Source organism: Mesorhizobium sp. M0761, from assembly GCF_040320205.1.
Lineage (GTDB): Bacteria > Pseudomonadota > Alphaproteobacteria > Rhizobiales > Rhizobiaceae > Mesorhizobium.
Genome location: NZ_JAMYPF010000013.1, coordinates 42,127 through 68,137, shown reverse-complemented (window position 1 = coordinate 68,137; position 26,011 = coordinate 42,127). Strand labels below are relative to the sequence as shown.

19 protein-coding genes, 1 tRNA gene and 2 pseudogenes are annotated in these 26,011 nt (G+C 64.1%); 12 read left to right on the top strand and 10 right to left on the bottom strand.

Annotated elements, in window-relative coordinates:
- Nucleotides 1–10: 10 nt before the first annotated feature.
- Nucleotides 11–1,864, bottom strand: a complete 1,854-nt coding sequence (locus NKI32_RS20890; protein WP_023753890.1) for an AsmA family protein — start codon at nucleotides 1,862–1,864, stop codon at nucleotides 11–13.
- Between the two features lie 363 nt (nucleotides 1,865–2,227).
- Here NKI32_RS20890 and NKI32_RS20885 point away from each other — a divergent pair, with 363 nt between their 5' ends.
- Nucleotides 2,228–4,198 (top strand): acetoacetate--CoA ligase, encoded by a 1,971-nt coding sequence (locus NKI32_RS20885; RefSeq protein ID WP_023806624.1) that lies wholly within the window; start codon nucleotides 2,228–2,230, stop codon nucleotides 4,196–4,198.
- 265 nt (nucleotides 4,199–4,463) lie between these two features.
- On the opposite strand, the gene NKI32_RS20880 is transcribed toward NKI32_RS20885, so the two are convergent.
- Entirely contained in the window at nucleotides 4,464–8,468 is a 4,005-nt protein-coding gene (locus NKI32_RS20880) for a PAS domain S-box protein (protein WP_353003431.1), read from the bottom strand.
- A gap of 323 nt (nucleotides 8,469–8,791) precedes the next feature.
- Here NKI32_RS20880 and NKI32_RS20875 point away from each other — a divergent pair, with 323 nt between their 5' ends.
- Together NKI32_RS20875 and NKI32_RS20870 are read left to right on the top strand one after the other, a co-directional pair.
- Nucleotides 8,792–9,250, top strand: a complete 459-nt coding sequence (locus NKI32_RS20875; protein ID WP_023806626.1) for a phasin — start codon at nucleotides 8,792–8,794, stop codon at nucleotides 9,248–9,250.
- A 345-nt stretch (nucleotides 9,251–9,595) separates the two neighbouring features.
- Nucleotides 9,596–9,672 (top strand) — tRNA-His (locus NKI32_RS20870).
- A gap of 469 nt (nucleotides 9,673–10,141) precedes the next feature.
- Here NKI32_RS20870 and NKI32_RS20865 read toward each other — a convergent pair.
- The 3 genes and pseudogenes from NKI32_RS20865 to NKI32_RS20855 all read right to left on the bottom strand — a co-directional run.
- Nucleotides 10,142–10,264 (bottom strand): annotated as a pseudogene (locus tag NKI32_RS20865) (glutathione-dependent formaldehyde dehydrogenase); the annotation flags it as partial.
- Nucleotides 10,265–10,451: 187 nt separating this feature from the next.
- Nucleotides 10,452–10,565, bottom strand: a pseudogene (locus NKI32_RS20860) (SDR family NAD(P)-dependent oxidoreductase); the annotation flags it as partial.
- A 68-nt stretch (nucleotides 10,566–10,633) separates the two neighbouring features.
- The gene (locus tag NKI32_RS20855; protein WP_023807591.1) at nucleotides 10,634–11,011 is read right to left on the bottom strand and encodes a hypothetical protein; all 378 of its coding nucleotides are present in this window, start codon (nucleotides 11,009–11,011) and stop codon (nucleotides 10,634–10,636) included.
- Between the two features lie 289 nt (nucleotides 11,012–11,300).
- Between NKI32_RS20855 and NKI32_RS20850 the strand changes: the two genes are divergently transcribed.
- A complete protein-coding gene (locus NKI32_RS20850) occupies nucleotides 11,301–11,645 on the top strand; it encodes a hypothetical protein (protein ID WP_081725440.1) in 345 nt (114 codons plus the stop codon).
- 670 nt (nucleotides 11,646–12,315) lie between these two features.
- Here the strand turns inward: NKI32_RS20850 and NKI32_RS20845 are convergent.
- Entirely contained in the window at nucleotides 12,316–13,122 is an 807-nt protein-coding gene (locus NKI32_RS20845; protein ID WP_023723361.1) for an IclR family transcriptional regulator, read from the bottom strand.
- A 229-nt stretch (nucleotides 13,123–13,351) separates the two neighbouring features.
- Between NKI32_RS20845 and NKI32_RS20840 the strand changes: the two genes are divergently transcribed.
- The 4 genes from NKI32_RS20840 to NKI32_RS20825 are packed head-to-tail and all read left to right on the top strand — an operon-like array spanning nucleotide 13,352 to nucleotide 17,861.
- Nucleotides 13,352–14,404: a substrate-binding domain-containing protein gene (locus NKI32_RS20840; RefSeq protein WP_353003428.1), complete on the top strand. Its 1,053-nt coding sequence runs from the start codon at nucleotides 13,352–13,354 to the stop codon at nucleotides 14,402–14,404.
- 27 nt (nucleotides 14,405–14,431) lie between these two features.
- Nucleotides 14,432–15,931: a sugar ABC transporter ATP-binding protein gene (locus tag NKI32_RS20835; RefSeq protein ID WP_198031631.1), complete on the top strand. Its 1,500-nt coding sequence runs from the start codon at nucleotides 14,432–14,434 to the stop codon at nucleotides 15,929–15,931.
- Nucleotides 15,928–16,893, top strand: coding sequence for an ABC transporter permease (locus NKI32_RS20830; RefSeq protein WP_023834041.1), 966 nt, complete (start codon nucleotides 15,928–15,930; stop codon nucleotides 16,891–16,893). The genes NKI32_RS20835 and NKI32_RS20830 overlap by 4 nt, the downstream gene beginning before the upstream one ends.
- Nucleotides 16,890–17,861 carry an ABC transporter permease gene (locus NKI32_RS20825; RefSeq protein ID WP_023748645.1) on the top strand — a complete coding sequence of 324 codons (972 nt, stop codon included), beginning with the start codon at nucleotides 16,890–16,892 and terminating at the stop codon, nucleotides 17,859–17,861. Before NKI32_RS20830 ends, NKI32_RS20825 begins: the two co-directional genes overlap by 4 nt.
- On the opposite strand, the gene NKI32_RS20820 is transcribed toward NKI32_RS20825, so the two are convergent.
- Complete coding sequence (locus NKI32_RS20820; protein ID WP_023701281.1) at nucleotides 17,835–18,776, bottom strand: amidohydrolase family protein; 942 nt, start codon at nucleotides 18,774–18,776, stop codon at nucleotides 17,835–17,837. The genes NKI32_RS20825 and NKI32_RS20820 overlap by 27 nt on opposite strands.
- Before the next feature lie 71 nt (nucleotides 18,777–18,847).
- On the opposite strand from NKI32_RS20820, the gene NKI32_RS20815 reads away from it, so the two are divergent.
- From NKI32_RS20815 to NKI32_RS20800, 4 genes are read left to right on the top strand one after another with little or no spacing between them, the layout of a single operon-like run.
- On the top strand, nucleotides 18,848–20,173 hold the full coding sequence (locus NKI32_RS20815; protein WP_353003425.1) for an alanine racemase: 1,326 nt from the start codon (nucleotides 18,848–18,850) through the stop codon (nucleotides 20,171–20,173).
- Nucleotides 20,174–20,211: 38 nt separating this feature from the next.
- Nucleotides 20,212–20,556: a RidA family protein gene (locus NKI32_RS20810; RefSeq protein ID WP_023670576.1), complete on the top strand. Its 345-nt coding sequence runs from the start codon at nucleotides 20,212–20,214 to the stop codon at nucleotides 20,554–20,556.
- A gap of 2 nt (nucleotides 20,557–20,558) precedes the next feature.
- Nucleotides 20,559–21,569 (top strand): succinylglutamate desuccinylase/aspartoacylase family protein, encoded by a 1,011-nt coding sequence (locus NKI32_RS20805; protein WP_023681856.1) that lies wholly within the window; start codon nucleotides 20,559–20,561, stop codon nucleotides 21,567–21,569.
- A gap of 20 nt (nucleotides 21,570–21,589) precedes the next feature.
- Nucleotides 21,590–22,771, top strand: coding sequence for a hypothetical protein (locus NKI32_RS20800; RefSeq protein WP_352789379.1), 1,182 nt, complete (start codon nucleotides 21,590–21,592; stop codon nucleotides 22,769–22,771).
- A 74-nt stretch (nucleotides 22,772–22,845) separates the two neighbouring features.
- Here the strand turns inward: NKI32_RS20800 and NKI32_RS20795 are convergent, their stop codons facing one another.
- From NKI32_RS20795 to NKI32_RS20785, 3 genes are read right to left on the bottom strand one after another with little or no spacing between them, the layout of a single operon-like run.
- Nucleotides 22,846–23,697 (bottom strand): TIGR01459 family HAD-type hydrolase, encoded by an 852-nt coding sequence (locus tag NKI32_RS20795; protein ID WP_353003422.1) that lies wholly within the window; start codon nucleotides 23,695–23,697, stop codon nucleotides 22,846–22,848.
- Nucleotides 23,694–24,983: an FGGY-family carbohydrate kinase gene (locus NKI32_RS20790; protein ID WP_353003420.1), complete on the bottom strand. Its 1,290-nt coding sequence runs from the start codon at nucleotides 24,981–24,983 to the stop codon at nucleotides 23,694–23,696. The genes NKI32_RS20795 and NKI32_RS20790 overlap by 4 nt, the downstream gene beginning before the upstream one ends.
- Entirely contained in the window at nucleotides 24,967–26,010 is a 1,044-nt protein-coding gene (locus NKI32_RS20785) for a class II aldolase/adducin family protein (RefSeq protein ID WP_023738259.1), read from the bottom strand. Before NKI32_RS20785 ends, NKI32_RS20790 begins: the two co-directional genes overlap by 17 nt.
- Between the last annotated feature and the right edge of the window lies 1 nt (nucleotide 26,011).

Genomic DNA, 26,011 nt, shown 5'->3' with positions numbered 1-26,011 from the left:
AAGGGTCCGCCTATTCGCCTGAGACGCCGCGGCTGATCGGCGAGATGAACGGCGTGCTCCAGGTGCCGCCGACGAAGAATGACGACTGGTTGGATCCCTGCTGGCCATTGACCGGTGCCGCTGCCGGGTCGGCCTGGGTGACACCCCCCGAAAGCGCCAGCCCGCGTCCGCCGTAAGAGGCGATGCCGGACAGCCAGACCTTGTATTTCGCCGAATTGGCCTCGGCCTTGTCCAGCCTTGCCACACCCTTCGAGATGGTGGCCTTGAGCTCGGCGCCGTCCATCGGCAGTGTCCCGTCCGAGACGTCGTCGAGCGCGAAGAAGCCGCCCTGTTCCGTGTGCTTCAGAAATGCCGGCAAATTGAGCCCGCTCAGCGCGCCCGGCCCGAACGTCGCAGAGACCGAGCCGTCCGCGTTCTCGAAGATCGAGTCCCAGGATTTGCCCGGCCCTTTGAGAATGACCGAGACAGTGCCGGTGCTGGCCGGCACCAGCCGCGTCATTCCGGCCGCGGTGCCGAAAGCGGCGCCGTCAATGTCGGAGGCGAGCAGCCGGATCTCGACCTGCGAGCCCTCCGGTTTGCGGTCGAAACGCAGGCTACTTTGCACGTTGCCGCCAAAGGCCGACGCATCGGAGATATCGAAGACGGCAAGCCCGTTCTTCACCTGCGCCGTAGCGGCGACGTCGGCAAGCTGGATTGCGCCGGCCGAGGCATGTGCCGCTGACAGCCTCAGATCGAGATTGATCCGGTCGGCGAAGCTGGTGTCGATTTCGCCGGGACCGGTCTCGCCGGTCGGCGCCAGCGGCGTGAAGGCCGAAAACAGCGACCTGAGGTCGAGCGTATCGAAGGCGAGTGTGCCTGATATCACCGGCAAGGCGTCGCCGAACGAAAAATCCAGCGCCCCCATTCCCGGGTTGTTGTCGAGCGTCACCGCGGTGTTTTCGAATTTGACGCGGCCGGCGGTCGCCGTGATCTTGCTCGAAATCGAGACCGAACCGATCGCCGTACCAGGAGCAATGCCGGCCTGCGACCATTCCAGCACGCGCCGCAGCGAGGGCGCGGCGAATTTCGCCTGGCCATCGAAATAGGCGTTTTGCGACATGCTGGCCGTGCCGTCGAACGAGAAGCTGGCCGGCGCTGCCTTGAACGAAAACGTGACCGGTGCGGCGCCGCCGGCAAACAGCACCAGCGGCTTGGGCGAGGCGGCATCGACGGTGACGCTCTCGCCGCGCCAGATTCCGGTCGCCGACAAGGTCGCGTTGCTGTTCATCGCTGCCCAGCTCGCCTGGCCGGACAGGCTGGTCAGCAATTCGACGTCCTTGCCGCCGACGGAGGCGACCATGCGGCCGTCCCTGAATTCCACGGTGCCGAACGGATCGGCGGGCAGCTTGCTCAGATCCGGCTTCGTCGGATCGGCGTTGACCACGCCGCGCGCCGTGTCGATGGAGCGGGTGATGCGTCCGCCCGTTGGTATGGCGGGCAGGAATATGCCGTTTGCGGCGCGCTGGACCCGGATCGTCGGCCGCACCAGCCGCGCCGTCGAAAACACCACATCGCCCTGCAGCGCCGCCATGGCCGAAAGGTCGACCTCGACCCGTTCGGCCTCGATCACCGGCGGCGCGTCGGTCTCGGTCCACTGGGACAGCGTGACGTCGCTCAATATGGCGCGGAACTTCGGCCACACCTCGATGCGCGGCGAACCGGCGATGGTGACCCTGAAACCGCTCCACGCGCTCATCTCCCAGGCGATGCGATCGCGCACGATCCGGGTCGAGGCAAACAGCGGCAGAGCGGCGACGACCAGCGCGATGACGAGCACGGCAACGCCGATCGCCCATATTCCGCGCCGGATCAAAGGTGATGGCATATTGCCCCGGTTGCTTTCATTCCGATAAACGCCTGACGGGTGTAACCGCCAGTCGTCACCACGCCTTCCAGCCGTCACTACGACTTAGGGCTGAGGCATTTCAAGTCTTTATGGCCCGGCGATGGCAATTGCGCACATATGGCCGAGTTTAGCGGAACAAAATCTTGCTCTGCCGCACGGTGGTAGGCATAAGCGATGCAGCTTCAGCCTGTTACGAGGCGCGGCGTTTTTGGGACAGCGGCGCCTGTAAAGCTGAGGCTAGTGCATGTCGCCCGGAAGAGTGCAGCGGTTCCGGGACAACGACGTGCATCAAACAAAAGCATATCTATCTTGCGACGCGACGGGCTTCAAGGAGGATCGATCATGGCTGCCGAAGCACCGCTCTGGACTCCGACGCAAGACCAGATCGACGCAGCACCACTGACCGCGTTCATGAAGGCAGCAGCGGCCAAAAGCGGCACATCCTTCGCCTCCTACGCCGAACTGCACCGCTGGTCGGTCGAGGATCGCGAGGGCTTCTGGAGCCTGCTGTGGGACTTTTGCGGCATTGTCGGCGACAAAGGGACCGATGCGGGCGAGCCCGTGCTCGTCGATGGCGACAAGATGCCCGGCGCATCGTTCTTTCCCGAAGCGACGCTGAACTTCGCCGAGAACCTGCTGAAGAAGACCGGTTCCGGTGACGCGATCGTCTTTCGCGGCGAGGACAAGATCGAGCGGCGGCTGTCGTGGAGCGAACTGCACCAGCTGACCTCGCGCTTTCAGCAGCTTTTCCTGTCGCTCAAGGTTAAAAAGGGCGACCGCATCGCGGCGATGATGCCCAACATGCCGGAAACCGTCGCCGCCATGCTGGCGGCCGCCTCCATCGGCGCGGTCTGGTCGTCCTGTTCCCCCGATTTCGGCGAGCAGGGCGTGCTCGACCGTTTCGGCCAGATCGAGCCGGTCATATTCATTGCGCCGGACGGCTATTGGTACAATGGCAAGGCAATCGAGGTAGCCGACAAGATCGCTGCCGTTGCGGCGAAGCTCGAAACCGTCCGCAAGGTCCTGATCGTCGACTATCTCGGTACCTCGCGCGATATCGCAGCGATCATCGACAAGGCCGTGGCGCTCGAAGAGGCGCTGTTACCCTTTACCGCCAAAGCGGTCACGTTCGAGCGGCTGCCGTTCGCGCACCCGCTCTACATCCTGTTCTCGTCAGGTACCACCGGCATTCCCAAATGCATCGTCCATTCGGCCGGCGGCACGCTGGTCCAGCATGTCAAGGAACACCGGCTGCATGCCGGACTCATCGAAGGCGACCGCTTCTTCTACTTCACCACCTGCGGCTGGATGATGTGGAACTGGCTGGTGTCGGGCCTGGCCTCGGGCGCCACGCTGCTGCTCTATGACGGCTCACCCTTCCACCCCGACGGCAATGTGCTGTTCAGCTTCGCCGATGCCGAGAAGATGACCTTTTTCGGCACCTCAGCCAAATTCATCGATTCCGTGCGCAAGGCCGGGCTCAAGCCTATCCGCAGCCATGATCTGTCGAGTGTGCGGGCGATTTCCTCGACCGGCTCACCGTTGTCGCCGGAGGATTTCCGCTTCGTCTTTGACGGCATCAAGAAGGACGTACATCTGGCCTCGGTTTCCGGCGGCACCGACATCGTCTCCTGTTTCGTGCTCGGCGTACCGACGCAACCGGTCTGGACCGGCGAGATCCAGGGTCCCGGCCTCGGCCTTGCTGTCGATGTATGGGACGATGACGGCAAGCCGATCCGCGAGCAAAAGGGTGAGCTGGTTTGCACCAAGGCGTTTCCGTCGATGCCGATCGGCTTCTGGAACGATCCTGAGGGCAAGAAATACCATGCGGCCTATTTCGAGCGCTTCGACAATGTCTGGTGCCACGGCGACTTCGCCGAATGGACCGCGCATGGCGGCATGATCATCCACGGCCGTTCCGACGCGACGCTCAATCCGGGCGGTGTGCGCATCGGCACGGCGGAGATCTACAATCAGGTCGAACAGATGCCGGAAATCCTTGAGGCGCTGTGCATCGGCCAGGATTTCGACAATGACGTGCGCGTCGTGCTGTTCGTGCGGCTGGCCGCCGGCGTGACGCTGGACGAGGATCTGGAAAAGCGCATTCGTTCCAAGATCCGCAGCGGCGCCAGCCCGCGCCACGTGCCGGCAAGGATCGTCGCCGTCAGCGACATTCCGCGCACCAAATCGGGCAAGATCACCGAGCTTGCAGTGCGCGACGTGGTGCATGGCCGCGCCATCAAGAACAAGGAAGCGTTGGCCAATCCAGAGGCGCTGGAGCTGTTCACGAACCTGCCGCAGCTGGCTGAGTGACGCGGCCGGGATGGTTAACCAGATATGTCGGTCGAATTTACCTAGATTTCATGAGTGGTACACATTCGTAAATTTTTTGGACGGCCGGTAAGGATTTGTTAAGGCACGGCGTTGATAGTCGCACGTAACTTGAGGGAGAAATCCCGTTCCTCGTCCCCTGAGGATCAGATTCGCTCAAGCCCCCGTTGTGACAGCAAATCCCATTTAAGGCGTCCTGTTGGACGCCTTTTCTTTGTCCGGGATTCTCGCCCGGGAATGGCCGGCCCTATTCGGCCAGCACCCGCGTCGACGGGAAGGCGACCTCGACCAGCGTCCCTTCGCCCGGCGTCGAGGTGATGGTGAAGCGGGCGCGGTTGGCTTCCACCATCGCCTTGGTCAGCGGCAGGCCGAGACCGGTGCCGTCGCCACGCCCGCGCTTCAGCGCATTGATCTGCTTGAACGGCTTCAGCGCCTGCTCGATCTCGGCATGGCTCATGCCAATGCCGGTATCGCGCACCCGCATGACAACGTCGCCGGAGGTTTCATAGGCGGTCGACACGATCACCTGTCCGCCGGCTTGCGTATAGCGAATGGCGTTGGACAGGATGTTGAGCGCGATCTGGCGCACGCTTCTGAGGTCGGCGACGACTTCCGGCAGTCGCGAGGCGAAGCTGGAGCGAATGATGACACGCTCGCGGTTGGCCTGCGGCTGCATCATCGCCACCGTCTCGGCCAGCGTATCGTTGAGCGACACCGCCTCGTAGTCCATTTCCTGCTGGCCGGCCTCGATCTTCGAAATGTCGAGGAGGTCATTGACGAGATCGAGCACATGGTTGCCCGAGCGGTTGATGTCTCTGAGATAGTCGCGGTAGCGGTCATTGGCTACCGGGCCGAACTTCTCGTCCACCATCAGCTCGGAAAAGCCGATAATGGCGTTGAGCGGCGTGCGGATCTCGTGGCTGATGCGGGCGAGGAAATCGGTCTTCTGCGAGGAGGCGCGCTCGGCCACCGCGCGCGCCTGGGTCAGATCCTCTTCGGCCCGCTTCCACTGCGTGATGTCGCGCACCACGGCGCAGAAGCCGCTGTCATTGGGCAGCCTGCCGATGGTCATGAACAGCGGGATGAAGCGCCCTTGCGCCTCGCGCCCGATCACCTCGCGGCCATCGTTCATCACACTCGCCACGCCGGGCTCGGACAGGCCGTTCAGATAGTCGCGCGCCGCGCGCTGGCTTTCGATGGCAAACAGCGAGGCGAACGGTTTACCGGTGACGTCGTCGCTGTCGAAGCCGAACAGCGCCTCGGCCGGCCGGCTGATCGAGCGGATGTCGCCGTCGCGGCCGATCAACACCACACCATCGGTCGCGGTGTCGATGATGGTGCGCATCTCGGCAATGCGCGCTTTGAGTTCGGAGACATCGGGCTGCGTCTGCTCCTCGGCTGCGAGATGCGCAACCATCGGCGGCTCGTTATCGCCGGTACGTCGCACCACCAGCATCAGCGCCTTGCCGGCGCGCCACGGCACCGAACGCAAAATGGCTTCGATCGGAAATTCCTGGCCCTCGCGCGTCTTCAGTTTGAGTGTGTGGTCGCTTTCGCCGGCCATTTCTGAATAGGGATCGGCAAACAGCGCGTCGAGCCCGCCGGCGTCGCTCAGGTCCTCAAGCGTGTCATAGCCGGTCAGGCCGAGGAATTCCTCATTGGCGTAATGAAGCTCGTCGCCCGAATGGATGAGCAGCGGCACCGGCAGCTTGCCGAGGATCGACGTGTCAGGGGCCTTGTGTTCATCTCCGGCCGAGAATGCCGAAGGCATGAACCCCTCAAGCTTGAGCGGCGGCACTTTCAGGCGCTGTGGTTCTGCCGGCACTGTGTCCGCATCGCCGGCCGTGTCCCCGTCTTCCACGGCGGAATCGGTCGCCTCGTCGGACGGCGCCCAATCCTCATTGTCCTCGGCATCGCGGAAGTCGGCCGACGTCATGCTGTCGTCTTCACCGGCATTGGCCGGCGTCTCGGCAACAACCGGCTGTGGCTCTGCGGCCTCGACGATCTCTTGGGCTTGCGTATCATCCGGTTCGGAAGCCGGCGCAAGTTCGTCGTTGGACGACGTTGCTTCCGTACTGTCTTCGGTGACGGAGCCTGGTTCGGGATCGGCATAGTCGAGCAGGGAGCGCGACACTGTCGGCGCCTTCGCCTCGCCTGCTTCGCTGTCCGCAAGGCCGTCGTCCGGCTGCTCGCCGTCAAGCCGCGTCAGGTCCTTTTCGTCCTCGGCATCGCTTTCCGGCGGTTCGGCCTCAGCCGTTTCGCTTTCGGGTGCGGCTGCCGATGGTTCAGCCACGGCAGCCGGGCCGGCTTCGTCCGGACTCGAGACCTCGGCGGGTTGTCGGGCTGGCGCGGCTGTTTCAGGCTGGTCCGCCTCGACATGATCCGGCTTGGGCTCATCTGCCTTGGCCTGGTCTGGCATTACCTGATCCGGATTGGCCGGTTCGGCCTGCTTGGCAGTCTCCGGCTGCTCCGGCGGGGGATTGTCCTTCTTCAGCCGCTCGCCGATTTCGCGGAAAGCGCTGCGCTCCAGCGTCGACAGGCCCCTCTCGCTTGTCGGCTGCTTGTCGTTGGCGGGCTGCCGATGCTCGGCCAGCCGGATGACCTTGTCGGCAAAACGACGTTCCTGCTTCGGCACGATGGTCAGTGCCGGCACTTCGCCCTCGAACGGATCGGCCGCCTTGGGAGCTTCCGCCACGGGCTGTTCCGGGGCCGGCTCAGCTGCTGCCGCTGGCGCGCCATTGGGGACCAGCGCCATGCCGATTGCTTCCGGATCGACCACCGCATCGCCGGCGCGGGCGACGCCGAAACCACGAAAACCTTCGAAGGCGCGGCTGCGGCCATAGACAGGCAGTGCTGCCAGATCGACCGGTATCTTCAGGTCGGAGCCGGCAACCGGCCACAGTACCGAGCGGCCCGACCAGGTGTCGCGCCGTTCAAGCAGGCCCGCGATCTCGCCCGAGGCGTCGAGGCCGAAAGTTGTCGCGACGTCCTTGAAGCGGCGGCCGATCACGTCGGCGGCGGCTTTGCCGACAATGTCGCCGAATTCCGGCGACAGCGCGCTGAACTTGCCCTCGGCGTCGGTGCGCCAGACGAAGCGCAGCGGCGGCGCCGAGCGGTCGACCTCACGTTTGGCGGGAGGCGCAGCCGGTGGGGCTGCGTCGGACGGCAGGGCGGGCGCAGCGGCACTGCTGTCCAACTGCGCACTCTCGGCCGGGGAAACAGAGTCCGGCTCGGCCTGCGCCGGGCTGTCCGGCTCGCCCGCCTGCGGCTCTTCGCCGGCATGGAAGTACCAATGATCATGTTGCGCCGGCGCGCTGTCATTCGCCGCCTGCTCGCGGCCGGTCGTCTGCTCGCGATGGTCCGCCTTTGTATCGGTTGACGCCGAAGCATCATGCTCGGTGGCAGCCGGACCTGTCTCCCCGACATCAGGCGCGGCCGCGAGTGGGGCGCCCTGATTCCCGCTTGCGGTGGGGTGGTCAGCCACCGCATCCACCGTTACCGCGTTCTCCGCGGCGGCTTGCGCCGGGCCATCGTCGACCTGCGCTGCAGCAGGTTCGGCATCCAGCTCGCCGACAGGATTTTCCTCACCGAGCTGATCCTCGTCGATGACCACCAGCAGATGCCTGGACTCGGTCAGGCGCGCGAAGCCGGCCGGATAGGACGTGGCGCCGCCGGGGACCAGCCGCTTGACGATGCGGTCGTCCTGGCTCGCCACGTCGGCGACAAGCGCGGCCAGCGTCTCAGGCCGGATGGCGAGCGCGCCAAAGCCATCCGAAGCCGCCTCGACAGTGCCGGCGGCGTCGACAAAGGCGATGAAATGGCCGTCTTCGGTAAAGCCGCTGATGGCGCGGGCCGCAATGTCGGCAGCACTGCGCGAGCCGGCCTGCGCTGCCGGCACCACCAGCATAATGGCGCTTTCGCCGTCCGGCATAGTCACCGCACTGGCCAGGAAGCCGACGGCGCGGCTGGTGATGCCGGTCGCCAGCCGTACCGTAATGGCGCGGTCGCTGCCGATCTGCGGGAAGCCCGCGGTCGCCATGATCTGGCGCCTGGCGATCAGCGGCAGCTGAGCCGAGGCGCCGATGATGGCCTCGATATCGGGATAGCCGAACACCGCAGCGCCCGGGCCGTTGGCCCAGATCACCTGTTCGAGGTCGGCCGACAGAATCGCGATCGCGTCGCCGGCGGCGAAGCGCTGGCGAACCGCATCAAGCACGGCGACATCGAGGAAAGAGTAGTTCTCGGAAGGCATGCGCTTGGCGGACCCTTTCGGTGAAACCTCTTGGCGAACCCCTCTTGGCGAACCTACAAGGCGGGCAATTTGCAGTTAACGCTTTGTTAATAAAAGCCCGCGCGGCGAAGGTCCACAAGCCATGGCGGGAAGCAGGTGGAATCTCTGGCCACTTGGTTAACAGCTCTCGGAATGTCCCTGGATAACCTCTTGGGTGACGCATGGGAAGAAATTTATGGTGCACTGCAACAAAGATATTGCATCGCACAAAAAAACCGCTATATTGCCATCATACATGAACGAGACGGCTTTTTGTCAAAGCCGCTACCACGAAAGGATGGAAAATGACCAAGGCCAAGACCGCTGAGACCATCGAAAACGTCGAATTCCCGAGCTTCGACGCTTCCAAGGCAACCGACCAGATCCGCGCTTTCGCCGAAAAGGGCGTCGAGCAGTCGAAGGAAGCCTACTCCAAGCTGAAGACCGGCGCCGAAGAGACCCAGAAAGTCCTGGAATCGACCTTCGAGACTGCCAAGACCGTTTCCAGCGACCTGTCGCTCAAGACCATCGCCGCTCTGCGCGCCAATGCCGAAGCCGGCTTCTTGCATCTCGAGGCCCTCATCGGCGCCAAGTCGCTGTCGGAAGTGGTCGAACTGCAGACCGCCTTCCTGCGCAAGCGCGTCGAGACCACGGTCGAGCAGGCCAAGGACTTCCAGGCTGTTGCTTCGAAGGCTGCCGAAGACGTCTCCAAGCCGGTCAAGACCGCTTTCGAGAAGGCCCTGAAGGACATCAAGGCCGCCTAATAATTGCGCACAACTCCGCGATGCATCAAAACGTCGCATTTCGTCAGACAAATAGGTGTGCGATAGAGTTGTCCAAATGAATACCCGGCGAGTGGAACCTCCTCCCTCTGCTCTCCGGGGTGACCAGCCAGCACCTTCTCCCGCTGGCTCGTAACAGGAAAAGGCCGGCACCTCCTCCCGCCGGCCTTTTTCTTTTGCCGAAGAAACCGGCGTCTGTTGGCAGACCGGCTTTGCCTTATCAAAGGCCTTGAATTAGTCTCTGATAGACCGTATTGGACGCATCGCCGAACGACAGAGCGGATCTCGGAGAATGAATTTTCACCACGATCTGGCTCAGGCGAACGTGCCGTTGTAGCTCAGATGGTTAGAGCGCCGGATTGTGGATCCGGAGGTCGCTGGTTCGATCCCAGCCAACGGTACCATCGAATTTCCCGCTAAAGTATTGATTGCCGATCCCGACGATCCACGAGAGATCAAGACACCTGTATGGCCCTTTCGGCAGGGCAGGAAGACCCTGACTGCGCACACACACCGCGGTGCGGATACCCGCGCCGCAGCTTAGGTTTCATCTTACTCCAGCGGTTCGTCGGTCGGCCGAGGCGTCGTGCCTGCCTGACGAGGACGGCCGGCATTGCGATTTGCAATACGGCTGTCGAGCGGCGATCTGGACGCTTGCTGGGCGCCAGCGGTCTTGGGTGCCGTCGGCTTGGCGCCGGAATCGCTGTCTTCAGCATCGCGACGGGGATGTGGCAGGCCGGCGGCGTCAGGCGACCTGACCGGGGGTGTGGCGGCCGGGTTTGTCGATGCGGGTTTATCCTTGGCCATTTTCAACTCTCGCCTTTTCAGCATGCAGACGGCCGGACAACAAAGTCGGGCCATTGGATAGAACGGTCAGCCGTGCGGGCGCATCACCACTTTGATGCAGCCGTCCTCCTTGTCGCGGAAGGTTTTGTAAAGCTCGGGCCCGGCCTCGAGGCCAGCCGGATGGGTGATCACGAATGACGGGTCGATATCGCTGTTGTGAACTTTCTGCAGCGATGTCGCGTTCATCCTGGATCGTCGGATCGGCCACCTGATCGCAGCGTATGTCGCCTTTGCCGTGCCATGTGAGGGCCTGCATGTGCTGTTCCTTGACGACAAGCTCTGCAAGCCCGAACTTGGCTTGATGTGAAATGTTCCCGCTTCGAACGAGCATCCGGCCTCAACCCTTGGCGGCCGAGCCGGGTTCGGCCATGCCGCAATGCTGCTCGGCCAGGGTGCCGGCCGGCGTTCCATGCGCCGCTGCAACCTGCAGCTTGTTTTTCCAGCCGCTGATCGCCTGCTGCCACGACCGCATCCCTGATCGCTTCGCAGGGCAGAGGTTTGGCGCAAGCGCAGGATCTGCTATCGCGCCAGCATCGCGGCGACAACGAACACGACGGCGGCAACGACGACAAGCGCGACAATGGCCAGCACCGGGCCGTTTTTACTCGGGGCCGGAGCGCGCTCGTCGTCCGGCCGCCGCATTGCATTGGCGAAGCTTGCTTGATTAGCGAAAGCCGGCGTGCCCGTCGCTGCGGGAACCGGCACGGCGCCGGTGTCTGCCGCTTCGGCATCGGTTTCCATAGGCGCCGCCGCCGGGTCGAATCCCGGCGTCTTGTCCTCTGTCACCCCAGACTGAATATCGCCTCTGTCTTCGGCCGGGTTACGTTCGACGTTCATGATGATGCTCCTGCCGCTGGCCCGGGCTTCCCCAACCGCGAGCGGATCAGGATGTTCCATCGGGCGGAATCGCATTCGGCAAAGTTCCAGTCTGGCTCGCAATGCCTGCTTACGCACACCGCCGCTCGTTGACCTTGAGCTGGCTCGTTCCAGCCACTCCAACCCAAATTGCCAGTCCGGCTCCAGGCGGCGCGCTGTTTGTATTCCGTGGGAACATCAACAGCGCCAGCGAGTTCGGTATGTGCAGCGAGTTCCCTGTTCGCCGCATGGCCAACGTCCGGAACTCTTGACCGTCTCGCGTCTTCGCTCCTGGAGCGCGGGCCACTCCTCTTAGCCCAAGGTTGCGATCATGAGCAGAAACATTCCGGAAAAGCGGGCCAGGCAGGGTGGCTTGGGGCGACCGGTCCTTGGCGTGCTCTTGGCCGGCCTTGTCTTGGCGCTCGTTGCCTGGGGGATCGCTGAAATCTATGGCGAGCAGGCTAAGACACCGGCGACACAACAAAACAGCCGGGTTCCATCGCCAGATACTTACAGCCCAAATCCAGGCGAAACGGACCCGGCAAACTCCAAGGCCGATGATGTGAATGGTGAACCGGTGGACCGAAATCCCAAGCTCGACAAGGATCCAACGCCGCGATCAAGCACTGGCGGGGATCAGCCAGGGACACCGCCAACTCAACCTGCTTCGCCATAGCGTTCGGACCTGTTGATGAACACATCCAACAGCAGATGCGGAAATGTGGAGCGGCGATTTCAGCCAATTTCAAGAGCCGGGTCTGTCAATAATCGCCGGCGCTCTCTGATAGCTGGGGAGCCACAAAACCTCCGCTGATTCTTACCGCTTGCTGGATGGCACTGGCGGCTCCAGACCGACTGCGCGCTGTGTCACGCCGGCAGACCTTTGCACCTCTGGGCGCTTTTGAACTTGCAAGTCGATGGAATCGGGCAAGCTGGGTGTAGATGATGCAGTCGTCATCTTATCGAGGTCCGGCAGCAACACCATCTTTGCGTAGCGTGGAGGAACCAGATGGCCTCCGAAAACAGCGAATATCCCGCACACGAATAAAGCGAGAAGCAGGGCCGTAAGCACATCTGTGAAAATCTCGACAAATCTCATGTGCTCGCTCCGCGCGTAAGGATCCCGCCGCGCTCTCGACAGTAAGAGCGGCGGGATCCTCAACCGGCGATGAAGGGACTTTGATCGACGGTCTTCTCCTAATGTGGCTTCCGGTTGCGTGTTCCCTGGTTTGGACCTTATCCACCGACTATGGGACTAAGGTCCGGAACCTAAATGGAACCAATGGGGAAGAGCGGAATCCATGTGCCTTTAAGAGGCTTCAACCTGAGGGCACGACGGCTGATCGTCAGCCTCCCGCCAGAGACAGTCCACGGGCGCGCTCGCGCAGCAACGCAAGCAGTTCGTCGCGCCGTGGCTCCGGCGTGTCGACGGGTAACACCAAACACAAGGTCCTTTTGATGGCGCCGTGGCCGTCACGGATGGGGGCCGCCATGCACCAGGTGAAACGGTCGGCCAAGGCTGTGGTCTCGCTGAAACCCTGCCGGTGGGCCAAGGCAACATCGGCAAAGAATTCGGCTGGTGCAATGATGCGGCCGTCGGGAAGCCTGTAGTCGCCAGATGGGATGAAATCCCTCAACTCTTGCTCGTTCATATGGCCGAGGAGCAGCCGTCCGGATGCCGTCCATGGGATCGGCACCTCAACCCCAACATCGCTTGAGATCCGGAACGGGCCTGGGGAATCTCGGCAGTCAAGAACGACGTATTTGTTGCCACGCAGGCCGCATAGCTGGACCGTCTCGCCTGTCTCGGCGGCCAACTTATCCAAGGTCTCGATGATGCGACGGTAATGGGCATTGTGATGTGAGTAGGCCCAGCCGAACAGATGCATGGCGCGTCCGAAATAGACGTAACCTTCACCGCCGACGTTTTCGAGCATTTCGGCGTCGAGCAGGCTGTTGACGATCTCGTAGGTGGTCGAACGCGGCGCGCCGATCATTTTGGCGATGTCGCCGACGCGCATTGGCGCGCGGTGCCGCAGCAACGCCTCGAGCAGCATGATGACGCGGTCAATGCCGCGTCGTCGTTCGCCGTTGCGCGGCTCCGCGCCGGCTTCCTTCCCGATCGCATCGTTAGTGCCGTCGCTCATGACCATCCGCCAAAATCATTTCGGTTCTCGTCTCAAGGCGCTTGAAAGATGTCAAGGCTCGGTCTAGCATCCAATTTGTCCGATATACAGACACATTGTCTGAAATACCAGACAAACTAACGAGCCTGACGCAGACAAATCCCGAGAGGACACACGGTTTCCAAGACCCGGCGACCGACGGGTTTCCTCGCCCTTGTTCTGCACGTCGAGGCCACAACCTCTGAAGGGAACAGTCATGATGAAATCACCGTTTTTCGCATCCGCCAGCGCGCTTTGCCTCGGTCTCGTGCTGAGCTTTGGCGTCGCCTCGCAGGCCAATGCCGCCGCCAACTGCATCAAGGGCGACCGCAAGGCGCCGTACACGATCGGCTGGGCCAACATCTATTCCGTGCCGACCTGGATGAAGCAGACCCAAGGCACGATCGAAGCCGAAGTCGAGACCCTGAAGAAGCAGGGACTGGTCGACAAGCTCGTCGTCACCGACGCTCAGGGCGATGCCAACGTCCAGATCCAGCAGATTCAGTCGATGATCGATTCCGATGTCGACGCCATCATCCTGATCGCCGGTTCGTCGACCGCACCGGCACGCGTTCTGGCCGACGCCTGCGCCAAGGGCATCGCCATCATCAACTTCGACAGCCTCGTCGACACCGACAAGGTCACCGCCAAGGTCAACACCGATTCTTCGCAATGGGGGGACCAGGCCGCCAAGTTCCTGATCGGCGCCATCGGCGGCAAGGGCAAGATCCTGATCCTCAATGGCCCCGCCGGGGTTTCGGTCAGCGATGACAGGCGCAAAGGCGCCGACGCTGAGCTCAAGGCCCATCCCGACGTGACGGTGCTTGCCGAGACCAACACGCCCTACAACGTCGCGCCGGCACAGGAAGCCGTCACCAGCCTCCTCTTCGCCAACCCCGAGATCGACGGCATCCTGTCGCTCGGCGGCGCTCTGTCGGCAGGCGCCGTGCTGGCCCTCGACAAGCAGGGCCGTGAACAGGTGCCGATCACCGGTGAGAACGCCCGGCAGTTTTTGGAACTCTGGAAAGAAAAGGGCTTGAAGAGCTGGGCGACGATGCAGCCGAACTGGCTCGGCGCCTTCGCCACCTACACTGCCGTCCAGGCGCTGCAAGGCAAGGATGTGCCGGCTTTCGTCAAGATTCCGCTGCCGGTAATCGACAATTCCAACATCGACGAATACCTCGCCCGGGCCAAGGACTTCCCGGCTGACGGCTACATCTTTTCTCCTTACGATGAGGAGCTGTTCAAGAAGCTGCTGGCTCAGAAATAAGCCTGAAGGGTTGTAGCGTTGACAACCATGGCTCCGCTGCTCGCGGCGCGGGGTGTGTCGAAGTCTTTCTTCGGCAACCCCGTCCTGCGCGACGTTTCAATCGCTCTCCAGCCGGGCCGCGTGCATGCGCTGCTCGGCGAGAACGGCGCCGGAAAGTCGACCTTGATCAACCTTTTGTCCGGCGCCTTGAGACCGGATGGCGGGACGATCGAGGTCGATGGACGCGCGGTCTCACGCATGACGCCGGCTGTTGCGCGGCAGGCCGGCATCGCCGTCGTCCAGCAGGAACTCAGCCTGACGGCCAGTCTTTCCATCGCCGAAAATATTGGTCTCGGCGCCTATCCCAAACGGTTCGGCCTGATTGACTACCGCGAACTCGCTGCGCGGGCGAGGACCGCATGCGAACTTGTCGGGCTGCACGAGCCGCTGTCGACGCCGGTCGGGCATCTGTCGCTCGGCCGCCGCCAAATGGTGGAGATCGCCAAGGCGCTCTACCGCCGGCCGCGCGTGCTCATTCTCGACGAACCGACATCGTCGCTATCGGCAACCGAAACCAAAATCCTCACCGATCTGCTGCAGCGGTTGCGCGGCGAAGGCATCGCCATTCTCTACATCTCGCACCGACTGAACGAAGTCATGGCGCTATGCCAGCACGTCACCGTGCTGAAGGACGGCACCTGCACGGCCGACCGCACCCTGGAAGGCACCGACGCCGCCGGGTTGGTTCGGCTGATGGTCGGCCGCGATCCCGGTGATCTTTTTCCGCAATGGCAGCCTTCCAGTTTGCCTGCCGACGCTATCTCCGTCCGAAATCTTTCGGCCGGCCTGATGCGCGACGTCGATCTAGATATCAAAACGGGCGAAGTGCTTGGCATTGGCGGTCTGGTCGGGCAAGGGCAGGAAGATCTGCTGCTCGGTCTCTACGGCGCCATTCCGGCACGGACGGCGTCGGCGACCGTCAACGGCGCCTCCGGCCTGCCCGGCGGCGTGCCGAAAGCCAACGCGCTGGGGTTGGCCTATGTGCCCGCGGATCGCAAGCGCGAGGGCCTGCACCTGATCCATCCCATCATCACCAACATGATGCTGCCCGCCTTTGCCAGGCTGCCGGCGCTGAAGCTGCGCAGCCGCCGCGCAGAGGGCGAGACGGCCAAAAGCCTTGCCGCCCAACTCGGCATCAAGGGTCACCTCGGGCGGGCGGCGCAGGCTCTATCGGGCGGCAACCAGCAGAAGGTGGCGCTGGCGAAATGGATGCCGCACGACCCGCTGGTGCTTCTGCTCAACGATCCGACGCGCGGCGTCGACGTCGAAACAAAACGTGAGATCTACATGATGCTTCGCAATTTCGCCGCCGCCGGCAAGGCGGTCGTGCTGCTCAGTTCCGACACGCCCGAACTCGTGCACCTTTGCGACCGTGTAGCCATCGTCCGCGAAGGCCGCATCGTCGCCATGCTGGCGCGTGGAGCGCTGAGCGAGGAAGCCATCGTCTCCGCGGCGATGGGCGCCGAACAGCGGAAGGTTGCGGCATGAACACATCTTCCTCCGCCCGGCAGACCGATGCGCTCTACTGGCCGGTGCAGATGCGTCGCAATGTCGGCGTGCGCAGCCTGTTTGCCGTCGTCCTGGTGTTTCTCATCGCCTATGGCGTCCTCTTTCCGGGCCTGTTCACGGCGTCCGGCTTCGCCAAATTCACCCAGAGCTGGTTTCCATTGGCGCTGGTCGCCATGGCGCAGGCGATCCTGATGCTCACCGGCGGCATCAGCCTGGCCATCGGCGCGACGGTCAGCTTGGGCGCGGTCATCGCCGCGACGACGATGGCCGGGCCGCTGGGCGTCGCCGGGGGCACTGCCGCAGTGGCGCTGACGGGCCTCGGCATCGGGGCGGCGACCGGCTTCATCGTGGTACGGCTTCGGCTGCCGGCCATCGTGGTGACGCTTGCCGGGTCGTTCATCATCGGCGGCGCCGCACTGCTGATCCTGCCGCGGCCCGGCGGCGCAATCCCGGCGTGGCTGTCCGACCTGCTTGCCGGCAACACACCGGCGGCATTCGTGCTGCTGGTGGTCATCATTCTCCTGTGGAAGCTCTATCTCGCCACGCCGCTTGGCTTGAGCCTCTATGCCGCCGGCGAGAATCCGGTCGGCGCCTATCGCTCCGGCGTGCCGGTCGACGGCGCGCGCATTGCGGCCTATGCGATCAGCGGTCTGCTCTCCACCGGCGCCGGCTTGTTCGTCGCCGCACAGACCGGTTCGGGCGACCCGGTCATCGGCGCCGCCTTTACCCTGAACTCGATTGCCGCTGCGGTGCTCGGCGGCATCGGCTTCCTCGGCGGCCAGGGCACGATGCGCGGCGCGCTTGCCGGCAGCCTGCTGCTCAGCCTGATGATCAGCGTCATGTTCTTCCTCGGCTTCACGCCGGTCGCACAATATGTGGCCCAGGGCCTGATCATCATCGGCGCGGTCGCCATCCCGCAATTCCGCAAGGCACAGCAATGACAGCATGGAATGACAGCGCGGGCGGCAAACGCGCCCTGACGGTCCTGCGCAGCCGGCCGTTTCTCACCGTTGCCATCGTTGCCGCGGTCTGGATCGTGGCGAGCTTCGTTTCGCGCGGCTTCGGCGCTTATGGCCATCTGCGCTATCTGGTGGAGCTCGGCGCCGTCATCGGCCTGGTTGCCGCGGGCCAGACTTTTGTGGTGATCGCCGGCGGCATCGACCTTTCCGTCGCGGCCATCGTCACGGTCAGCGCCGTCAGCCTGCCGCTGCTGTCGTGGCAGGTGGATCCGACCGGCATCACCGCCATTCTTGCCGTTCTGGTGCTGACCACGGCAATCGGCCTGGTCAACGGGCTCGGCGTCGCTTTGCTGCGCGTCCACCCGATGATCATGACATTGGCCATGGCGACATTCTTGCAGGGTCTGTTGATCATCATCGCCGGCGGCAGCGCCGTGACCGCCGAGAACCCGCTGGTCCACTGGCTCGGCAATGGCCGGCCGGCCGGCATTCCCGCTGGCGTATTGTTGTGGGTGGTCGTCTCGGTGATCGTGCTGACCACGATGCATGCGACATCGCTCGGCGCCCGGATTTTCGCCATGGGCGCCAACCCACTTGCCGCGGCATTGTCCGGTGTTCCGGTCACGTCCACGACGCTTGCGGTCTACGGCATCAGCGGCTTCTGCTCGGGACTTGCCGGCGTGCTCGTGTTGGGCATGAACGGACAGGGCTATGTCGGCATCGGCGATCCCTATCTGCTCGCCTCGATTGCCGCTGTGGTCCTCGGAGGCACCTCGATCCTCGGCGGGCTTGGCACCTATGCCGGCACCATCCCCGGCGCCATCCTGCTGGTCACCATCACCGCGCTGATCACCGTCGTCAACGCATCGCCCGGCTGGCGCAGCATCCTGTTCGGCTCGCTGATCCTCGGCCTGCTGCTGCTCTCAGGCCGGGAGCAGGCGCGCCGATGACACATCGTCGAGCCGATAGATGCGCCTTGCGTTGCCGAAGAACAGCGCCGTCTGCTCGTCGGCGGAAAAGTCCGCTGTGATGGTTTTGAAGCCGTCATATATGTCATCGAACGAGGCATGCAGGCCGGCGACCGGAAAGTCGCTGCCGAACATGGCGCGACCGGTGCCGAAACAATCGATGCAATGCAGGACGACGGGCTTCAGGCTGTCGAGCGTCCAGTCATGATCGTAGGCGACCAGATCCGATATTTTGATGGCGACGTTGTCGCATTGCGACAGAAGCCGCAGCCCGTCGCGCCATCTCTGCATGCCGTCGGCGTCGCGGTCGATCGGACTGCCGCAATGGTTGAGCACGAATTGCTGATCGGGGAAGGCAGCCGCAAGGCGAGCCGCGCCGGCGAGCTGGCGCGGAAACACCATCAGGTCGAAGGCCAGCCGATGCTGGCCAAGCAAGGCAAGCCCGGCGCGCCAGGCCGGATCGTCCATGATGCCGTCACGGGCCGCAAAACGGCGGGCAGGGTCGGGATCCCAGCTCAATATGTCGCGCACGCCGGCGACGCGCTCGAACGCGGCTTGCGCTTCGATCAGCGCAGGCGCCTGGCGATCGGCGAGCGGCACGTGAACGACATAGCGGGCGGCGACGCCGCGCGATTTGTCGAGTGCTTCAAGCCAGCGCGTTTCTCCGATGCAGTCGCCACTCGCCCAGCCGGCTTCGACATGGAGGGTGGCGACGACATTATGCCCTATGGCATCGCGCGCATAATCCCCGGGCAGATAGTTCCGCCGCAAGGGGCCAAGCTCGCCCAGGCCGCCGCGCTCGCCGGCCGTGGCGCCGAGCCAGGGATGCCGTCCCAGGCTGAGATCCCAAAGATGATGATGGGCGTCGATGATCGGTCCGGCGTAAGGTTCTGGCACGTATCTCTCTCAGGCTGTGACCGGCGATCGATTCTGGCTTCGTTCTGCGACGGTGAAAGGGTTAGCATCGGATGACTGAAAACTCACCGGTTCCAGCCCTTTCGGTGCACGAAAATTTTCGGCTCGACGACCGCATCCGCGGCGTGCCTCCCGGCACAACCGGGCTTGACAGCAGCCTTGTCGCGGCCGAGCACTGGCATCCCGCGGATGGACGCATGGCGCTTCCGGTGCTGACCCTCGACGAGGCGGCCTTCTCCGCCAATCGCGACCTGTTCCTGCGCTATGCGCGCGAACACAATGTTGAGATCGCTCCGCATGCCAAGACGCCGATGGCGCCCGACCTTGCCCGGTCGCTGGTCGAGGCCGGCGCATGGGGCACGACGGTCGCCGACATCAGGCAAGCGACAGTGATGCTGAAGGCCGGCTTGACACGGCTGATCATCGCCAATGAGGTTGGCGGAGCCGGCGGCGCCAACCGGCTGGCGGTGCTTGCTGGTGCCTGGCCGGATGCCGAGGTCTATGTCTTTGCCGACTCGGTCGACGCCGTGAACGCGCTTGCCGAGGCCTGGCGCGCCAATGCGGCGCTGCCGCTGCTGCGCGTGCTGGTCGAACTTGGTGCGGGCAGGGCGGGCGCCCGCACCACGGCGCAAGCCGAGGCCATCGCCGATGCGATCACGGCTGCCGGCGGGCGGCTGCTGATCGCCGGCGTTGCGACCTATGAAGGGGCGGCGGCGCAACCCGAGCCCGGTCGCACCGATGAGGTGATATCCGGCCTGCTGGCAATGACCGCCGACATGTTCCTGCGGCTGCGTGCCCGCGTCGGCGGCGACGCACCGCTGATCGTCACAGCCGGCGGCTCCGCCTTCTTCGACCAGGCGGTCGCGGCGCTTGCACCCCTCGTTTCCAGCGACGGCAACGCAACGCTGGTGCTGCGCAGCGGCGCCATCTTCTTCCACGACCACGGCACCTATGACCGTTCGCTCGGCGCCCTCGATGCCCGCAAGGGTTTTGCCATAGGCGGCATCAGCGCTTCGGCGCGGCATTCCTTTCGCCCTGCGCTACGCCTGTGGGCCGAAGTGCTGTCGCGGCCGGAGCCGGGCCTTGCCATCTGCGGCATGGGCATGCGCGACGTGTCGTTCGACCAGGGCTTTCCAACGCCGCTCACCGTCTTTCGTGCCCGCAAGCCGCTGCCGATGCCGGCGGCGCGCGCCGAGGTGGTCAAGCTCAACGACCAGCATTCCTTCCTGTCGATTGCGCCGAGCGACGACATCGCCGTCGGCGACGTCGTCGAATTCGGCATCTCGCATCCCTGCACCTGCCTCGACCGTTATCGCGTGATCTTCGGGGTCGACGCCACCGGCCACGTCCGCCACGCTTTTCCCACCTGGTTCGGCTGACCAGATCCCCCAAAAAGAGAACGTCGAAAGGATCCGATATGATCAAGTATTTTCAGTCCGGCTCGCGCATGTCGCAGGCAGTCGTCTATGGCGGCCTCGTTCACATAGCCGGCCAGGTGGCCAACGATCGCAAGGCCGGCATCGAAGGCCAGACCAGCGACGTGCTGGCCAAAGTCGAGGCGCTGCTGGTCGAGGCCGGCAGCAGCAAGTCGAAGTTGGTGGCGGTCAACATCTTCCTGCCGCAGATCGGTGATTTCGAGGCCATGAACAGCATCTACGATGCCTGGATCGATCCTGCCCGCCTGCCGGCGCGGGCCTGCGTCGAGGCGCGGCTTGCCGACCCTGATCTGCGCATCGAAATCACCGCGGTCGCGGCGGTCTGACCATGCACACCGGCCTCGCCCACACGCTCGATTTCGACCGCGACGGCAAGACGCTCAGCCATCTAAGCATTCCGTTCTCGATCGATCGCTCGCCCTACTTTCAGGTCAAGGTGCCGATCTGCCTCATCCGCAATGGCGACGGCCCGTCACTGCTTTTGATGGCCGGCAATCACGGCGACGAATATGAGGGCGAGCTGTCGCTGGCAAAACTGGCGCGCCGGCTCGATCCGAAGCGGATCAAGGGCCGCATCACCATCATGCCGATGGCCAACGCCCCTGCGGTGATGGCCGCCAAGCGCTGCTCGCCGCTCGACGGCGGCAATCTCAACCGGGCCTTTCCCGGCGATCCCTCGGGAACGCCGACAAGCCGGCTCGCCAATTTCCTTGAGACGGAGCTGTTCCCCCGTCACGACGTCGTCTTCGATATCCATTCGGGCGGCACGTCGATGGAGCATCTGCCGACCGCGCTGGTTGAACGCAACGCCGATCCCGAGCGCCACCGGCGTGGCGTCGAGCTGATGCGCATGCTCGGCATGCCCTACGGCTTTATCGCTGACAACGGCCAGGCCTCGCCAACCTCGATGGGCGCAGCGCGCCGCGCCGGCGCCATCGGCGTCAGCGGCGAGTTCGGCGGCGGTGGCACCGCAACGGTCGATTCGATGGCGATCACGGCCCGCGCACTCGACCGTCTGATGATAGCAATGGGTGTGGTCGGCGCGCCGGTCCTTGGCGCAGGCGAAAAGCCTTCGGCGCCGACAAGGCTGCTGTCCCTGTCCAGGCACAGCCAGGGCCTCTATGCCACCCGCCGCGGCTGGTTCGAGCCCGCCGCCAGGCTCGGCGACAGTGTCACTTCAGGACAATTGGCCGGCTGGTACCACGATCTCGAGCGGCTCGATGTTGCCGAGGAGGCCCTGCATTTCGCCGAAAGCGGCTTGGTGCTGTCGCGCCGGCTGCACACGATGTGTGAGGCGGGCGACTGCCTAATGCAGGTCGCAGAGCCGGTCGACGGCTGAGCCAAAGGCAGAGATATTCCATGCAGCAACTGTCCATGTGGACCTATCCCTGGGACATCCAGGATCTCGGCCTGGAGACAGTCGAACGTGATCTTGTCGAGCGCGCCGGGCTCAACATGATCAGCCTGGCGACATCCTATCATGCCGGGCGCTTCCTGCAGCCGCGCAGTCCGCGCCGCAAGGCCTATTTCCCTGAGGACGGCACCATCTATTTCAAGCCGACCGCTGCGCGCTGGGGAAGTCTAGCCATCCAACCCAAGGTGGCTGACGTGATCACCGAGGGCGGCGACGTGCTCGGTCAGCTCATCCGCCGTCGCGACGCGGGCGGGCTAGGCGTTTCGTGCTGGACGGTCTGCCTGCATAACACCCGCCTGGGCATGCTGCATCCGCAGGCCGTCACCCGCAACGCCTTCGGCGACGCCAACTACTACAATCTCTGCCCGTCCCATCCCGATGCGCGCGCCTATGTCCGCGCGCTGATCGCCGACATCTCGCACAGCTATCGGCCGGACCGGATAGAACTTGAAAGCCCGTCCTTCATGGGCTTTGCCCATGAATACCATCACGAGAAGGACGGTGTCGGGCTGACGCCGGAAGACGATTTTCTTTTGTCTCTGTGCTTCTGTCCGTCCTGCGTCGCCCGTGCGGCAAAAGCCGGCATCGATGCCGAGGCGGCGCGTAAGCTCACCAGGCAATGGATCGTCGAGACCTGCGAGCGTGCGGTGCCTGAGCGGCGCTTTCCCGATTTCCCCGCCTGCGGCCTCGACGCCTTTGCGCCGTGGCCGGAGCTCCATGCCTATCTCTTGTGGCGATTCGAGCCAGTGACCAGCCTGGTCGCCGAACTGCGCGAGGTAGCCGATCCCACGACGCGGGTCGTCATTATCGATCTGAAAGACGGCTGGCTTGGCGGTTGCGATCTGGCAGCGCTGGGCAAGGTGTGCGACGGGGCGATCCTGTGCGCCTACGACATGCAGGCCGGCGATGTCGCCAGCCTGATGGCGGCCGGCCGTGCGGCACTGGGCGCGGACAAATTCCTCGGCGCCGGCTACCGGCTGTTCTATCCGGAAATGGCCCGCCCCGACATCCTCGCGGCCAAGGTGAAGCCGGCGCTGGCGCCCGGTGTGGACGGCGTCAATTTCTACAATTACGGCCTCATTCCAGCCGCGCGGCTCGACTGGATCCGCGCTGTTCGGCAGTCTTGAGCCAGCCGGCCAATGCTCGTGGCCACGAGGCGTTGAGGCCGGATTCGGGCGCGAGCGCTGCCGGGTTAATCAAATCAGCGAAACCTGAAGCCATCCATGGTGTAATTCGGGTAGGCGTCCATCGTGTCGAACAGATCGAACAGGTCAGGGGTCTCCGCCAATATTCCTGACAGAACCAGCACCGTGGCCACGCCGGCAGCAAGTCCGCCGGCGATGTCGTGTTCGACACTGTCGCCGACGCAGACCACAGTGCCGCGGTCTGGATTGCCTGCCATCGCTAGTGCGGCGCCGAATATGGCGGGGTAAGGCTTGCCGATACGCGTGACGCTACCACCGAGGTCCTCGTAGAGATCCGCCAGCCGGCCGGCGCCGAAGCGCGGCCCCACTGCCGTCAGCATGATCGTGTCAGGGTTGGTGCAGAAGCATGGCACCTGCCGCACCGCAGCCGGCGCAAGAAGTCGGCGGTAGTGCTCAAGATCATAGCGGTCGCCCTCGCTGGCCGAAATCAGCACCAGCCCGGCATCGTCACCGTCCTTGGTCAATGCGAACGGCAGACCTTCGATCGCCGAGCGGTCATCGTCGCGGCTCATCAACAGGCATTTCGTGTTTGGCAGTAGCTTTCCGGATATCGCCATGTCGTGGAAGAACTCCCACGCGACCTCGCCGGAAGAAACAAAATGGTCCCAGCTTCCCGGTTCGAAGCCGAGCTTTAGCAGCCGGGTCTCGTTGGGCCCCGCCCGCTTGCCGGAGTTCGAAATCAGCACAGTGGTCTTGCCGGCGCGCTTCAGCGCCGATAGTGCTTCCACCGCCCCTGGATAGGGGCTGGCGCCGTCATGCAGCACGCCGAACTGATCGAGCAGGAAAACATCATAGCGCTCGGCCAGCTGACTGATTCCGTTGAGGTGTTCGACTGTTTTCGCGCTCATAGAAGCCCCGCCAGGCTTGCGCCCATCAGCGCCAGCCGCGCCGTGCCGGCGGCGGCTTCGTGCGAAAGCGCCGGCAGGAAATCAACACCAAGTCTGCGCTGCCGGATCGCCGTCCAGGCGGCATTCGCCGCACCGCCGCCGACGCTTCTGACCGACGTCAGCCGCGGCGCGCCGAGCTCAGCGAGCCTGTCATAGCCGAGCGCCTCGATCGCGGCGATACCCTCCAACATGGCTTTCAGATAGTCGGCGTCCTCCACCGGTCGCGGCACAAGACGCGGCGGCAGTGCTGGATCGGCGATCGGAAAGCGTTCGCCTGCAGTGGCAAGAGGATAGTAGTCGAGGCCGGTCTCGGTCATCGGGTCGATCGCCATGCTCAGCTCGACGATGCGCGCCAGAGGGAAATGCTGTGTCAGCACCTTGCCGCCGGAGTTCGATGCGCCGCCCGCCAGCCAGACATCTCCAAGCCGATGGCTGTAGATGCCGAAGCGTGGCGCCGAGATAGGCCGGTCGGACAGGATCTTGACGGTCAACGACGACCCCAGCGCGGTGACGCCGTCGCCTATTGCCGCGGCACCTGTCGCCAGGAACGAGGCGCAGCCATCGGTCGTTCCGGCGACGACGGCGATTTCGCGCGGTAAGCCGAACATATCCGCGGCATCCGCGGTGAGCTTGCCGACGACATCGCCCGGCCTGACGATACCGGGCAGCAACTCCATGCGCATTTCGGTGGCCGCAATCCAGTCCGGCCAGCAGCGGGCCGTGATGTCGTAACCGGTTTTCAAGGCATTGTTCTCGTCGCTGACATCGAAGCGACCGGAGAATTGTCCCGCGATCCAGTCCGCCTGATGCAGCACCGCGGCAACACCGGGCGTGCGCTGGAACCAGAGCGCCTTGGCGAGACCGGACGTCGCCCCAAGTGCGGCACTGGTCGCTGGGGCTTCGCGAGCGATCGCGACCAGAATGGCGTTGTCGGCGACCGTATCGTTGTACATCAGCGGCTCGGCCAGCGGCCGCCCGGCGCCGTCGACCGGCAGCAACGTACCTGAAGTGCCGTCAACAGCGATCGACCGGACCGCTGTTCGGTCGATGCCCGAAAGCAGTTCCGCCAGCGCTGCGCCGACCGCTGACCACCACACTGCAGGGTCGCGGGCATTCCGGCCAAACAACTCGAGCGAAACGGCGGAACGCGCGGCAATGGAAAAATCTGGACGCATGGCGACCGCGCGCGCGCCGGACGTGCCGATGTCGATGCCTATGGCAAGCGGCGTGTCAGCGGCTGGCGGCATTGAGTTTCTGGCGATACTTCTCGGCGTCCCAGTTGACCAGTTCATCGTTCTCCGCGGCGGTGAGGTAGTTCAGCCGCGCTGCAATGTCGATGCGTGCCGTCACGTCGGCAAGGCAGCGTTGCATGGCGTCGGCGCCCGCACTGGCATCGCCGCGCATCAGCACGCCCAGCCCGGGAAACAGGATCGCCACGGGGTTTGCACCGCACCGCTCGATGACGCGCGGCACATCCTCACCGGGCTTTGCCACCACCGACCCCCGACCCAGAAAGATGACGTGATCGGGGTAGAGGCTGCCCCCGGACGCCATGCGGCGGCTTTCGGGATCGATGGCGACCGCGTGCGCCTCGATTTCCGCCGGCAGCCTGTAACCGGTTTTCCCGGCCAGCGCCGCCAATCCCGCAACATCCGGTTCCGCCACTTGGCGCGCCGGCCGCGCCAGAAGCAGCGTGACGCGGCGCAGCAGCACTTCGGCCTCGGCGACGGTATCGGCCGCGACGACCAGCCCGTGATTGGCAAGGATCAGCACGTCGACCCCAGCCTGAAGCCGCTCGGCAATACCCTGGGCAAGCGGCAGGCCTGGTCGGAAATAAGGAACATACGCCCATTTGAGACCATCAAGGCGTCTGGCGGCTTCCACCTCGCAATTGGCCTGTACCGCCAGCGAAATGGTTTCGACGCAATGGACATGCAGGACGACGCGCTGCGGCATCAGCGCGTGAACGGTGGTTTCAATCGAAGGGCGCAGGCGCCGGGCGTTGAGCGTCTCGATGGCGAAGATCTGCGGCTGGTCGGCGGCGCTGTCGCGCTGTTCGACAGCCCTGAGCAGCGGCGCCATGGCCACCGGCACCATGATATCTTCGGAGAGCGCATCCTTCAGCCATGTGCCGGAAGCCTTGATCCACAGCGTGTCGCCGGCTTTCAGCGAGGTGTTGCCGCCGGCGGCCTGGGTCAGGTTTGGGCTGCGCCCGATGCTGGCCGAAAGCGCCCGCAAGGCAGCCATTTCCTGCGCATCCGCATAGGTCGCCATG

Excerpts from the sequence above, each read along its gene's own strand:
- NKI32_RS20815 (WP_353003425.1), top strand. The coding sequence starts at position 18,848 with ATGACTGAAAACTCACCGGTTCCAGCCCTTTCGGTGCACGAAAATTTT.
- NKI32_RS20850 (WP_081725440.1), top strand. The coding sequence starts at position 11,301 with ATGAGCAGAAACATTCCGGAAAAGCGGGCCAGGCAGGGTGGCTTGGGG.
- NKI32_RS20830 (WP_023834041.1), top strand. The coding sequence starts at position 15,928 with ATGAACACATCTTCCTCCGCCCGGCAGACCGATGCGCTCTACTGGCCG.
- NKI32_RS20840 (WP_353003428.1), top strand. The coding sequence starts at position 13,352 with ATGATGAAATCACCGTTTTTCGCATCCGCCAGCGCGCTTTGCCTCGGT.
- NKI32_RS20835 (WP_198031631.1), top strand. The coding sequence starts at position 14,432 with ATGGCTCCGCTGCTCGCGGCGCGGGGTGTGTCGAAGTCTTTCTTCGGC.
- NKI32_RS20875 (WP_023806626.1), top strand. The coding sequence starts at position 8,792 with ATGACCAAGGCCAAGACCGCTGAGACCATCGAAAACGTCGAATTCCCG.
- NKI32_RS20855 (WP_023807591.1), bottom strand. The coding sequence starts at position 11,011 with ATGGAACATCCTGATCCGCTCGCGGTTGGGGAAGCCCGGGCCAGCGGC.
- NKI32_RS20880 (WP_353003431.1), bottom strand. The coding sequence starts at position 8,468 with ATGCCTTCCGAGAACTACTCTTTCCTCGATGTCGCCGTGCTTGATGCG.
- NKI32_RS20825 (WP_023748645.1), top strand. The coding sequence starts at position 16,890 with ATGACAGCATGGAATGACAGCGCGGGCGGCAAACGCGCCCTGACGGTC.
- NKI32_RS20810 (WP_023670576.1), top strand. The coding sequence starts at position 20,212 with ATGATCAAGTATTTTCAGTCCGGCTCGCGCATGTCGCAGGCAGTCGTC.
- NKI32_RS20790 (WP_353003420.1), bottom strand. The coding sequence starts at position 24,983 with ATGCCGCCAGCCGCTGACACGCCGCTTGCCATAGGCATCGACATCGGC.
- NKI32_RS20885 (WP_023806624.1), top strand. The coding sequence starts at position 2,228 with ATGGCTGCCGAAGCACCGCTCTGGACTCCGACGCAAGACCAGATCGAC.
- NKI32_RS20795 (WP_353003422.1), bottom strand. The coding sequence starts at position 23,697 with ATGAGCGCGAAAACAGTCGAACACCTCAACGGAATCAGTCAGCTGGCC.
- NKI32_RS20890 (WP_023753890.1), bottom strand. The coding sequence starts at position 1,864 with ATGCCATCACCTTTGATCCGGCGCGGAATATGGGCGATCGGCGTTGCC.
- NKI32_RS20785 (WP_023738259.1), bottom strand. The coding sequence starts at position 26,010 with ATGGCGACCTATGCGGATGCGCAGGAAATGGCTGCCTTGCGGGCGCTT.
- NKI32_RS20805 (WP_023681856.1), top strand. The coding sequence starts at position 20,559 with ATGCACACCGGCCTCGCCCACACGCTCGATTTCGACCGCGACGGCAAG.
- NKI32_RS20800 (WP_352789379.1), top strand. The coding sequence starts at position 21,590 with ATGCAGCAACTGTCCATGTGGACCTATCCCTGGGACATCCAGGATCTC.
- NKI32_RS20845 (WP_023723361.1), bottom strand. The coding sequence starts at position 13,122 with ATGGTCATGAGCGACGGCACTAACGATGCGATCGGGAAGGAAGCCGGC.